The sequence below is a fragment of the Sporomusa sp. GT1 genome (genome assembly GCF_014634905.1).
Taxonomy (GTDB): Bacteria; Bacillota; Negativicutes; order Sporomusales; family Sporomusaceae; genus Sporomusa; species Sporomusa sphaeroides.
On sequence record NZ_BMBX01000010.1, the window covers coordinates 118,983 to 130,678 of the forward strand.

Sequence of the window (11,696 nt, forward strand, 5' to 3'; positions counted from 1 at the left end):
TTTACACATTTAAATCAATTGATAAAACAGCCCATGATTGGAACAATGAAAGTAGAGCTTGCCATGTCCTGACTTATGGAACCGAAATTGCATATTCCACTCAGGATACTGTTTCACAATAACAACTCTATCGCCTGTGACATAAGCAACAAAAGATATATAATGCTCTTTTTTCATTTCGTGGGAAGACGAAACATACAGTTCATCTTCTACCGGTTCTATGGTTAATACATGGCTTTCAGTTGTTTTTGCTGCAGTCAATGCTTCCAATTTCTTGCCACAGCATGAAATATTGGCATCCCCTGTTGCTGTCAGGAGATTGTTGCATTGCGGGCAGACATAAAATTTGAGGTTTTTCATATTTCCTCCCATAGTTTCATTTAAATCAAGCTTGCCTGCCAGAATATCCTCAATATTGACTCCCAGTATTTGCGACAGCTCCGGGAGCAGCGAAACGTCCGGACAGCCAAGACCACGCTCCCATTTGCTGATTGTTTTATCACTGATGTTCATTAAGTCAGCCAATTGTTTTTGGGTCATATTTTTTTCTTTTCGCAGCTCATAGAGTAACTTGCCGATTTTATCGCAATCCATTAGCAGCACCTCCGTATTTAAGTTTAGAGGATATTGTGGATACTATCAATAAACGAACCGTAGAGTACATGGCCGAAACAAAAAAAATCCGCATATGCCAGATAGTATAAGCAGATTTCGTTATTATAGACGATACGGAGTTACAATTCCCCAATACCTAGCGGCGTGGGAATAAATATGCCTTCTGGCAGATGGCGAAAATAAGGTTAGCAGCAGCAGGGTAATAGCATCCTGGAAATACTGAGGCCGGAGCAGGAGTGAAAGACAGGAAAATATCTTGCTCTTTGGCAGCTGGACGAACAGACGGAAACAGCTGGTTGCCAGTGTAAGCGATTTACTGGGGCCAAGTGCTGTGAGTATATAGGCAAGAGCATGCAGCTGCTTATTGGACAGCAAAGTTAACAGTAGTTTCAACATGACTGCAGGTATTCCTTTCAACTTGTGATAGTATGAAACACTGTTAAAGTACATTCGCTGTTTTGATAATAATATCCTACTGATTGACCGTTAGCAGGTTCTGGAAGCTTCCCGTTCCCCTTCTGTCGGTTCATCAAAAGTTGACAAGAATTAAATGCCTGTCAGCGAAATGAAACATTCAAGAGCATATTGAAGATAAGAACAATAAATAGATGAAAGCGAAAGGAGCGGTGACTTATAACCAAAGGTAAACTGACCTCGGCACTGTGCGGCGCAAGGACTATCGCATAAATTCCCAATAAAGATAGTCCTTGCACCATCCTATTTTTTACTATAATAGGAGGCGCACAATGGGCTATAAAAATGCAATTTGTGTATTGCCTGACAAATTGATTGCGGCAATACAAGAATATATTGACGGAGAATATCTTTATATCCCCCGGAAGGTAGAAAATAAAAAAAGCTGGGGCGAGTTGAAAAACACCAGAAATTTTTTGAGTACGCGCAATAAGGCTATATTCGATGAATACAGAAACGGTATATCTGTTGAGCAGTTGGCAGCAGATTATTATTTATCACCAAAGACGGTGTATAAGATTATCCAAAATGAGAAATAATGGCTGAACCCTAAAAGCGACATGGCACACCTAATGTATCATGTCGCTTTTTTGTTACTGTATCGTTTAGTAGGAAGCGTTTATAAAAAAAACAGGGTATACTTGAATTATGATTATGAGCTAAAAGGAGTAAGAATAATGGAAGATATAACAATCCGTGAATTTGAATTTGCACTCATCAATGAATTTTTCACAGAACTTGAACGACAGGGACCCGGCAGCCCCGAAGAAACTATCAGGGCATTAAGTTTTATCAGCAATCTATCGAGCAAAGCAAAAATTGCCGATTTAGGCTGCGGCACAGGAGCGCAAACAATGGTGCTGGCACAAAATACAAAAGCAACCATTACTGCTCTCGATCTTTACGCCGGTTCGATTGACAAGCTCAACGTAACAGCCGAAAAACTTGGTTTACAGAACAGAGTAAAAGGTATAGTCGGCTCCATGGATAATTTGCCGTTTCGGAATGATGAATTCGACCTTATATGGTCTGAGGGGGCTATTGCCAATATAGGGTTTGAAAAAGGCTTGAATCACTGGAAGAACTTCCTTAAAAAGGATGGTTATGTTGTCATAACCTATGAGTCGTGGTTTACCGATGAACGTCCTGCTGAAATTGAGAAGTGGTGGGTGGATGCAGTTCCTGAAATTGGCACAATAGCGCATAACATTTCCATCATGCAAAAAACGGGTTATATTCCTGTTGCCGCATTTACGTTGCCGGAAAGCTGTTGGATAGACAATTATTTTGTTCCCCAAAAAGCACGGCAAGAGGAATTCTTGAAAAAACATGCGGGAAATAAAACTGTCGAGGATATGATCGCATTTATGAGGCGTGAAGCAGATTTGTATTCAAAATACAAACAGTATTATGGATATGTATTTTATATTGGGAAAAAGCTGTAAGTCAATTAACACCCTCGTCCAAGTTATCGTGGATGCCGAATAAATATTAGGGAAGCAAAACGAGCGTCCCGTGCGCCAAGAAGCGCCCGGAGTAAAGCGGGAGGGGAAAACATCGATAATCTTCTGGAAAGAATGAAGCGGCAGGCATATAAGCCACAGCCTGTAAACAGGGGTGTCGAGGACGGGGCTATCGACATAAAAGTGTTTTTGTATGGTTGATCGAAGGCTGGTATGCAAAAAATACGGAAATGTCAGTAACCCCGTCCCCCTGGCAGCCTTTGGAATATCATTCTATTTTGCAAGATATTTTGGTATACGAACAGGACATGCGTAATCCTGTTTTTGATATCACAAAACCGCCGAAACAAAAATAAGCCACTGGCAGTAAAGACCAGTCGCTGGAAACTTGACAGTATGAATTTTTACGGTTATGATAATCATATAAAAGGTGCTATCCGGTAAACGGTCAGCCCCAAATAGTTTAGCTTAAAGTAAGCCGCTTAGTTTTGGAGACGTGGGCGGCTTACTTTTTTTGCAAAAGTACCACAAGAATAAGCAGAAGTAATAAGGTTACATTCGTCTCATTCATGGGCATCACCCCATTTCTGGGGCAATATTGACCGCCTACCGTTTATGATAGCACCTGTTCGCATTATAGCAGACGTTATTAAAATAAGACAAGAGGAAAAGTAAAATTTTACTTTTCCAATCCCCTACTTCATCCCCTTTTTATTTTTTTCTATGCGGCTGCCGCGCTGATCATAAACAAAAAAGCAATATAAAACCCCTAAAAAGCATCTGTTTTTAGGGTAAAAGGTCAAGGTATTTATCATATATGTAAAACTGATTCTTCCCAAGCCGTGGGTCGCGAGTTCGAATCTCGTTGTCCGCTCCAAATTAAATGCAGTAACGGCAAGGCTTTGAAGACTTCAAGCCTTGCCGTTATTTTTGTTTTTTAAGTAATTTTAGGGCATGTGTATGCTATTTGTATGCTACGGCGCTTGCTGCAGTACGTAAGAAGAGGACATTTTGTGTCGTTTTGATTGTGAAAAAAATGTCTCAAATTTACTCATCGTAGTTTTATCTTACTAACATTAAATATTAAAAACATATTTAATTAGAGGTATGCCAAACACTGGAATTATAATACTTTAAGTTTTAGGAATTGCTTTAAGTACTTTTGGGACTTATCTCAATAGGAACTGTTTTATCTTTTCCTCTGCATCTGACCCCGGAATAGCGGTGAGTACAGACAGTTTTAAATTAGAATCTGATATAACCACATAACTGGTAAACTCAAATTTCAATTGTCCTAAAACTGGGTGGTTAATAGTCTTTAATATCCCCTCATCTTTTTTTACATCGTGCATTGACCACCACGAATCGAATTCTTTGCTTTCGCTCCTGAGTTCATTTATGAAATCCTCAATCCATGGATTGCCGATGAAGTTTACGTAAAATGTACGAAAACTGGCAATCATCTCTTGGGCTGTGATCTCCCAATCAGCAATTATCTTTTTATATTCTTCATTTGTAAACATGATTCGCAGGAGATTACGCTTAGAAGCATTAATCTTACCGTAATCGAACAAAATTTTTGCAGCGGCTCTATTCCACGAAATAACATTAAAGCGGACATCTAGAATGGTTGCCGGAGAAAATTCTAAGTTGTCCAGCACATGCTGGAGCATGGGATTAACAGTATCATTGCAAATAGGAAAACCGACCGGTGGTGTATGCTGAGCAAGAGTGTAAAGATGTTTGGTTTCATGCCTATCAAGCATCAGGGTTCGGGCTAAACTTTCAAGTATTTGTGAGGATATTTGTATAGGACGTCCCTGTTCAATCCATGTATACCAGGTTAAACCGATTCCTGAAAGTAAAGCCACCTCCTCTCTTCTAAGACCGGGAGTTCGACGGCGTATTCCTTCAGGCAGGCCAACCTGTGAGGGCAAAATTTTTGCCCGGCGTGATTTTAAAAAATCCCCTAATTCTTTATAGCGCTGCTTTTCATTATCCATAAGCTCTTACCTGCCTTTATCGTAGTATTAATAATACTAGTATAAATATGTATCTATTACCATGATAAACTAGGTGCTACTATAAATACAACACTAATTAAAGATTGGAGATATTGAAGCTATGAAAAATCGTCGTTTTAATATGGATGCCCACACAATACAGGAAATACTATGACAACTGCAGAGTCGAGAGCAATGCCGGACAAAGAAATTATTTTACTGGAGGGAATTACGGTATGAAAAAAGTAGTCGCTTTTACGGGGAGTCCGAGAAAAAATGGCAATACGGCCACGCTTGTTAAAGAAGTTATTCGGGGAGCCCAAGATGCTGGTGCCGAAACAACTATTTTTTATCTTTATGATATGAACATCAAACCCTGTCAAGGCTGCTTTGTTTGCCGCAAGACCGGGCACTGCGTCCTGCAAGATGATTTTCAGAACATGTTTAAACATATTGTTGATGCCGATGTTGTAGTTTTTAGTTCGCCTGTATACATTGGCCAGGTTACAGCTCAAATGAAGCTGTTATGGGATAGACTCTGCGGCTTAATTGATGAAAACCGTAAGCCTCGGTATGCTGCTAAAAACCTGATCATGCTATATTCTCAAGGAGATCCAAACGCGCAGTCTTTTCAAGCATCCTTTCAAATCAATGAAGCTTTGCTTAAGATGTTTGGCTTAAATGTAGTTGATACTATTTTACTAACGGACGGCGTAGACCCTAACACAGCGGCTAATAATGAAGAACTTTTATTAAAAGCTTATGAAGCAGGAAAAGCAATTTAGCCGACCTGCAATAGTATGTTCTGCGAAGTAACCAAGGGAGCATTTTTACTAGGCTTTTGTCGCTCTTTGCGTCGAAGCATGGAATAACTAGGGGTTCGATTTCCCTTGTAGCTTCGAATGCATGCCCCATAGACGAAATTCGGGTGGTTTCACGAGGTGTATATTGTATATACGATAAATAAAAATTCGGGCATTAAACGCCTGAGTTCTTATCATACAATTATATTTGGGTGATATGAATGGAATTTAAACTAGATGATGCATTAGGGTTTATTCTAAGTAAAGTTAATGCAAAACTAAAAAATAAGTTCTTTCAACAATTAAAAGAAAATGATGTTACTACTGAGCAATGGGCTATATTATGCTGTTTATGGGAACAAGAAGGTATTACCCCTAAAGAGTTGTCAGATTTGACATGTAAAGATAAACCGAACACGAATCGCATTCTGGAGAAGTTAATAGCAAAGGGGTTGGTTATTCGAAATTCTCATCCAGTGGATAAGAGAGCGTTTCAAATATTTTTGACGGAAAAAGGATGGGCACTGCGGGAACACTTAATTCTCAAGGCTAGTCAACTTTTAAAAAAAGCAACAAAAGGAATAGAAGAATATAGAATAATAGAATTAAAGAATTTATTAAATCGAATATATGATAATCTAGAGTAATTATTTTTGTAATGGTGGTCATAAAATGTGAAGACCGTAACTGTTCAGGAAAATGCTATAACGGCAAGCTTTGAAAAGTTTAAGCCTGCCGTTATTTTTTTATCTAGTATGCACTTTAGCCGATACCATGCTAAAGAAACTTGGTGTCAAGTTTGTGTAATATCCTGAGCTTTGCAGCAAAAGCTAATAAAAAAGACCGTTTTGTTTTACAAATGAGTAGCCTGATTTTTAAAGCCAGGGTACTTTTTTTGTTTCTTGGCTATTTACAGCGCCGCTTTCGCACAGTCTGACGGGATTGCCGACAACAATCAAAAGCATGTTGTGTCACTAACCTCGTCCCCCTGACACCAGACACCCGGCGAAGAAAGCAGGGAGTAGAGGATTTTAACGTGAACCGAAGAAAATACATAAATAGAAATAATTACAAATAATAGAATTTGGCTGGGGGTGTAATTAGTGACTCATATAAGAATAGCCTATAAGAGTATAATTATTGGTCTATTATTCTTTATATTAATAAGGCCTTATGCCGTATACGGCGCAGAAACCAGAGAAATGGGCAAAGAAATACCTCGGAAAACGGCGCAAGAATATTACCGTCATGGGCTTGAATACGATAAACAGAATGAATTTAAACTTGCGATAGAGCAATATGACCGGGCGATTGCAGTATATCCAGAAGCTGCAGCTTATTATCTAAAACGAGGTGAAGCTTTTTTCAAGAATAAGCAAATAGAGCAATCCATTGAAGATTTTACCAAAGCAATTGAAATACAGCCAGAAAACTATGAAGCATATTTTGACCGGGCAAGGAGTTATGTTGCGGGGAATCAAAAGGATAAAGCTATTGCCGACATTAAGCAGACGGTTAAAATTTGTACAGATACAATAAGAATCAATCCTAAAGATACGGAAAAATATATTAATCGTGGACAAGTCTACATGCTGCTGGATGATTATGATAATGCTGTTTATGATTTTAGCAGGGTAATAGAAATAAACCCACGTAGTGATGATGCTTATGTTAGACGGGGTATTGCTTACGGGATGGAATACGAATTTGATCTTGCCATTGCTGATTTCAGTAAAGCAATCGCGTTAAACAGCAGTAATGACGAGGCCTTTTTACTTCGCGGCGAGATATACTTTTTTAGTGAGAGACTCGAGCAAGCAATACAGGATTATTCTAATGTAATTAGATTAAAGCCTGCTGACCCGGTTGCGTATGCAAAGCGCGGTTTCGTTTATATGATGAGCGAAGAAGCAAAAAAAGCTCATGAAGATTTCCCAAAAGCTAAGTCTATCGACCCACAAGTGGCCGAATCGATAGGGTGGAGAATGGCGGTTAGCGGCATCAGCTATTCCCATATAGCCGCTAATGTTCCGGAAAAAGATGATTTCGACAAGTTTCTATTACGGGATATAAAAGAGTATTTTAATGCCAATCAAAATGCCGAGATCAAATATGAGTTTCTCCGGAAAGGTCCTGACCAGATAGGAGTATCACCACCAGATTATTATTTGTGGGTTGAAATAAACGATAACGGCAACCGGCAAGCTGGGGCAATGAGAGTTACTGCTATAAGCAAAAAAACTTTTGGTATTTCTACATATCTTACCAAAGAAGCAATAGAAAAAACCTTTTCTGATGTTTATAAAATTTTCCCCCTGACTGTTTGCGTAAAAATAGCAAACAAAATATAGTGAGAACAAGAATGCCGATCATAAAAAAGGCCCTCCCCCATGATTTCTTTAAGTGGAGGTAACCCATATGAACAAAACTGATATTAGCAATGTATATCGCACAAACAAGATTTATTGGGACGAGAATGGTAACGATTTTTTAGCAGCTATTGTACTGCCTGCTTATGGTTGCAATACTTTAACGGAAACTGAATTGAACTTATTTGGTGACGTAGCAGGCAAAAAACTTTTAGATATTGGTTGCGGCAACGGTGAATCTCTTAAATATCATGGCAATAACAAGGCCAACGAGCTTTGGGGCATAGATATTTCTAAAAAACAGCTTGAGAAGGCAGCGCAATGCCTTTCCGCAAGTGGCTATGCAGCGAAGCTGATTTGTGGGGCAATGGAGGACGAATGTGGATTACCTCTAGATTACTTTGATTATATTTACTCAATTTATGGAATTGGATGGACAACGGATTTACAGGGGACATTTAATAGAGTTGCATCTTATTTAAAAAAGGATGGCCTGTTTATATTTAGTTGGTCGCACCATATTCATATGTGCGTGGCAGTGGAAGAAGGTAAAGCCACTTTTAAAAATAGCTATTTTAATGAAACCTGGTCTGAGCGGAATCTTGATGGGAAAGAAATTTTACTTTGCTCCAGGAAAATATCAACTTACGTAAACGCCTTGGCAAAGGCCGGTTTTGTAATTGAGCAATTGATTGAGCAGACAAACGACGAAACTTTGCAATTAACAGGTGAACTTAGTGATTGGACAAAAAAATCGCAAATGGTTCCGTTAACAGCTATTTTTAAAGCGAGAAAGCTATAGTAAAACACTGTTTCTGGTTTTACAAATGAATAGGTACTTTTTTGTTTCTTGGCCATTTATAGCGCCGCTTTCGCACAGTCTGATGAGGGTTGCTGACAACAATCAAAAAGCATGTTGTGTCCTAACCCCGTCCTCCTGACACCTTGTGGCTATTATAAAGAATTAACTTGACGTTACTTTGGATATAATGATAATGTGTAGATAAGACTCAGGGATAAGGAGGGGCAGGCTGTGGCTGTTGCTAAAGAAAGAGAATATGTAAATGCTATTATGAATGAAATAGTATATAGTATGAAGGATATTTTTGGCAGCAAGCTTCGTCAAGTAATCCTTTTTGGTTCATATGCTCGTGGAGAGCAAGAAGAAGATTCAGATATGGACATAATGGTCTTAGTTGACCTAAATGATTCCGAGTTAAATCAATATAATAACGTGATTGCCGAAGTTATTACGGACATTTCGATCAAATATGGAGTGCTTCCGTCAATTATTGATAAAAATTATGAGCACTTCCATCATTGGGTGCCTTTTCTTCCGTTCTATCGGAATGTAAAAACCGAAGGTGTTGAATTCTATGCAAGCTGAGATGTTAGAGTTAGCTAAATATCGTATAGGGAAGGCCAAAGAATGTTTGGCCGATGCGATAGATGCTTTTGAAGAGAACCGCCTATCGAATTCCATTAATCGCTCCTATTATGCTATGTTTCATGCGACGCGAGCATTACTAGCCCCTGAAAGTTTTGACTCAAAGAAGCATTCGAGCATACTTGGCTATTTTAATCAGCATTATATAGCTAGCAAAAAAATTGATGCGTGCTATTATCAAATGATAGCGAATGCTTTTCGAGTAAGAAACAAAACAGACTATGACGATTTTTACATCGTTAGCAAAGCCGAAGCGCAGCAACAGTTAGACAATGCGCAAGCGTTTGTTGGGTTTATAGATGACTTTATTGCTGATATGCGGTATTATAAATAAAAAGCGAGTCGAGCAGAAAACATTGTGATTTTGCTGCTCGTTTCTGTTTTTTTAATATCTTTTCTATCGATAGTACCATTGTTGATATTGCTATTTGACTCTTTGTGAAGAAGTTGATTCAAAACCCTTGCATGCAGATTTTAATGGGTTTCGTTCAATCGGCAAATATTCATGATAATGTTGCTGAAGTTGCCCGGCATATCAGGAAAACATTAAAAACTTACTACAGACTGGGCTGCCAAACATACCACATGGACAGTATCGGCAAGCGATTTGCCGAAAGTGTTATATTAGCTACCAAGGAAGGTTCTGTTATCGATGCCTATCGCAGGTATTACGCTTTTGATTTAGCACCTAAGTTTTGGGGCGAGATTGTTAACCACGTAGGTGCTGAAAAAATAGTCAAGATAAAGACAAGAGTGCTGCAAAAATAACTATTTTGCAGTACTCTTGTCTTTATATGTAAATATTGTATTTTTGGAAGGGTGGAACAAAAAGGCGCTTTGGATCAGTGGAACTGGCGATGTATCTGAATGACAGTGCGGGAGACGGGTAAAACCCAGCTGGAGGCGACGTATTACAGTTTTTGTAAAGGAATATCATATAATCTGTCGAAACCTACATTAAATTGACTTTACTTGATCGATCATGATAAGTACTTTGACCTAAAGTATGATTGAAATTTTAACGATTTGAAGGGTGTAGGATGGCACAGCAAAAAAACGAGTTCTCGGAGCATATGTCCTTTGAGTTCCTGGAATTATTGCGCAAGAAAAATCCGGCCTGGCGCTTATTGGCTTCGCCGCAGGCTCCCCTTGTCGCGGCCTTTCTCTATAAAGAATTTATTGCGAAAAACAGGCGACTGGTTGCTGAACAGGAGTTAATCAGCCGCTTGGAAAGTTTTATCGATCGGTTAAGCCAGGGACGGAGTGTGCGCCTTTTTCCGAGAACCGGGCGGGAATATCTGGACGACTGGGCCAATGACGAGCACGGCTGGCTGCGGAAGTTTTATCCTACAGGACAGGACGAACCCCATTTTGATGTAACCTCTCTGGCTCAGAAAGCCATTGAATGGCTCTTAAGCTTGAGGCAGCAAACTTTTATTGGCACGGAATCCCGCCTGATCACCGTATTTGAACTCCTGCACCAGATTGTGGAGCGTTCCGAAACAGATCCGGGGCTGCGCCTGGCGGAGTTGGAACGGCGCAAAGCGGAAATCGAGCAGGAAATCGTCCGGGTGCAAGACGGACAGGTGGTTTTGCTGGATGAAACGCAAATCAAGGAGCGTTTCTGGCAGGCGATGACGATTGCCCGGGAGATTCTGGCAGATTTCCGGGCTGTAGAACAGAATTTCCGGGACTTGGACCGGGGCATGCGGGAACGGATTGCCACCTGGGACCGCGGAAAAGGGGAGTTATTGGAAACCGTCTTTAACGAACAGGACGGAATTAGCGAGTCGGAACAAGGTAAAAGTTTTTCCGCCTTCTGGAAATTTCTCATGTCTTCTTCCTCACAGGAGGATTTTCAGGATACCCTTGATAAGGTCTTGCAGCTGAGCGCGGTGCGCAACATGGGTACCGGCCGGAATATCCGCCGTATTCACCATGACTGGGTGAACGCCGGTGCCCATGTGCAAGAGACGGTGGCCGCGCTGTCCCAGCAGTTAAGACGTTATGTAGACGAGGCTTTTTTAGAAGAGGAACGGCGGATTAATCAGATCGTGCGGGAAATCGAAGGAAAAGCCGTGGCCGTCCGCAATAATCCACCGCCGGAATGGGAAATGAAAATTGACGGGGTTGCCCCGGAATTTTCTTTTCCCTTGGACAGACCCCTGTTTACGCCTCCCCGACGGCCGGAAATTAAAGATGATGCGATCGGCGCCGGTGTGGAGGATGTGCCGGCGGAAGCGCTTTTTTTCCAAATTTATGTGGATAAGGACAAGCTAAAGGACCAGATCGGCTATCTGCTGCAAACCCAGGACCGGATAACGCTGTCACGGATCATCGAGCACTATCCGCTGAAGTTAGGCTTAAGTGAGCTCGTCACCTATATGGTCATTGCCAGCGAGAGCCCGCAGGCCGTTTTCCAGCCGGAGGATGTGGAGGAAGTGTCCTGGACCGATGAGACAGGAATGAGAAGGGTGGCCAAGATGGCCAAGGTTATTTTTCAGCGGGCTTAGGGCTGGTTT

General features: G+C 40.6%; 12 protein-coding genes. 10 read left to right on the forward strand and 2 right to left on the reverse strand.

What is annotated here, in order from left to right; genetic code table 11:
* Nucleotides 1-9: 9 nt before the first annotated feature.
* Nucleotides 10-594 carry a helix-turn-helix domain-containing protein gene (locus GT1_RS12975; protein WP_188399106.1) on the reverse strand — a complete coding sequence of 195 codons (585 nt, stop codon included), beginning with the start codon at nucleotides 592-594 and terminating at the stop codon, nucleotides 10-12.
* A 767-nt stretch (nucleotides 595-1,361) separates the two neighbouring features.
* Between GT1_RS12975 and GT1_RS12980 the strand changes: the two genes are divergently transcribed.
* Together GT1_RS12980 and GT1_RS12985 are read left to right on the forward strand one after the other, a co-directional pair.
* The gene (locus tag GT1_RS12980) at nucleotides 1,362-1,628 is read left to right on the forward strand and encodes a CD3324 family protein (RefSeq protein ID WP_188399107.1); all 267 of its coding nucleotides are present in this window, start codon (nucleotides 1,362-1,364) and stop codon (nucleotides 1,626-1,628) included.
* 102 nt (nucleotides 1,629-1,730) lie between these two features.
* Entirely contained in the window at nucleotides 1,731-2,534 is an 804-nt protein-coding gene (locus tag GT1_RS12985) for a class I SAM-dependent methyltransferase (protein ID WP_223226244.1), read from the forward strand.
* 1,187 nt (nucleotides 2,535-3,721) lie between these two features.
* On the opposite strand, the gene GT1_RS12990 is transcribed toward GT1_RS12985, so the two are convergent.
* Nucleotides 3,722-4,555 (reverse strand): helix-turn-helix transcriptional regulator, encoded by an 834-nt coding sequence (locus GT1_RS12990; RefSeq protein WP_188399108.1) that lies wholly within the window; start codon nucleotides 4,553-4,555, stop codon nucleotides 3,722-3,724.
* Between the two features lie 236 nt (nucleotides 4,556-4,791).
* Here GT1_RS12990 and GT1_RS12995 point away from each other — a divergent pair, with 236 nt between their 5' ends.
* The 8 genes from GT1_RS12995 to GT1_RS13030 all read left to right on the forward strand — a co-directional run bounded on the left by GT1_RS12995 (nucleotide 4,792) and on the right by GT1_RS13030 (nucleotide 11,687).
* On the forward strand, nucleotides 4,792-5,340 hold the full coding sequence (locus GT1_RS12995) for a flavodoxin family protein (RefSeq protein ID WP_188399109.1): 549 nt from the start codon (nucleotides 4,792-4,794) through the stop codon (nucleotides 5,338-5,340).
* 239 nt (nucleotides 5,341-5,579) lie between these two features.
* The gene (locus GT1_RS13000) at nucleotides 5,580-6,005 is read left to right on the forward strand and encodes a MarR family winged helix-turn-helix transcriptional regulator (protein ID WP_188399110.1); all 426 of its coding nucleotides are present in this window, start codon (nucleotides 5,580-5,582) and stop codon (nucleotides 6,003-6,005) included.
* A 555-nt stretch (nucleotides 6,006-6,560) separates the two neighbouring features.
* Complete coding sequence (locus tag GT1_RS13005; protein ID WP_188399111.1) at nucleotides 6,561-7,709, forward strand: lipopolysaccharide assembly protein LapB; 1,149 nt, start codon at nucleotides 6,561-6,563, stop codon at nucleotides 7,707-7,709.
* Between the two features lie 67 nt (nucleotides 7,710-7,776).
* Complete coding sequence (locus GT1_RS13010) at nucleotides 7,777-8,529, forward strand: class I SAM-dependent methyltransferase (protein WP_188399112.1); 753 nt, start codon at nucleotides 7,777-7,779, stop codon at nucleotides 8,527-8,529.
* Between the two features lie 231 nt (nucleotides 8,530-8,760).
* The gene (locus GT1_RS13015) at nucleotides 8,761-9,114 is read left to right on the forward strand and encodes a nucleotidyltransferase domain-containing protein (protein ID WP_188399113.1); all 354 of its coding nucleotides are present in this window, start codon (nucleotides 8,761-8,763) and stop codon (nucleotides 9,112-9,114) included.
* Nucleotides 9,104-9,508: a HEPN domain-containing protein gene (locus GT1_RS13020; protein WP_188399114.1), complete on the forward strand. Its 405-nt coding sequence runs from the start codon at nucleotides 9,104-9,106 to the stop codon at nucleotides 9,506-9,508. The genes GT1_RS13015 and GT1_RS13020 overlap by 11 nt, the downstream gene beginning before the upstream one ends.
* Before the next feature lie 104 nt (nucleotides 9,509-9,612).
* Nucleotides 9,613-9,942, forward strand: a complete 330-nt coding sequence (locus GT1_RS13025) for a DUF4411 family protein (RefSeq protein WP_188399115.1) — start codon at nucleotides 9,613-9,615, stop codon at nucleotides 9,940-9,942.
* Nucleotides 9,943-10,214: 272 nt separating this feature from the next.
* A complete protein-coding gene (locus tag GT1_RS13030) occupies nucleotides 10,215-11,687 on the forward strand; it encodes a DUF3375 domain-containing protein (RefSeq protein WP_188399116.1) in 1,473 nt (490 codons plus the stop codon).
* The last annotated feature ends 9 nt before the right edge of the window (nucleotides 11,688-11,696 follow it).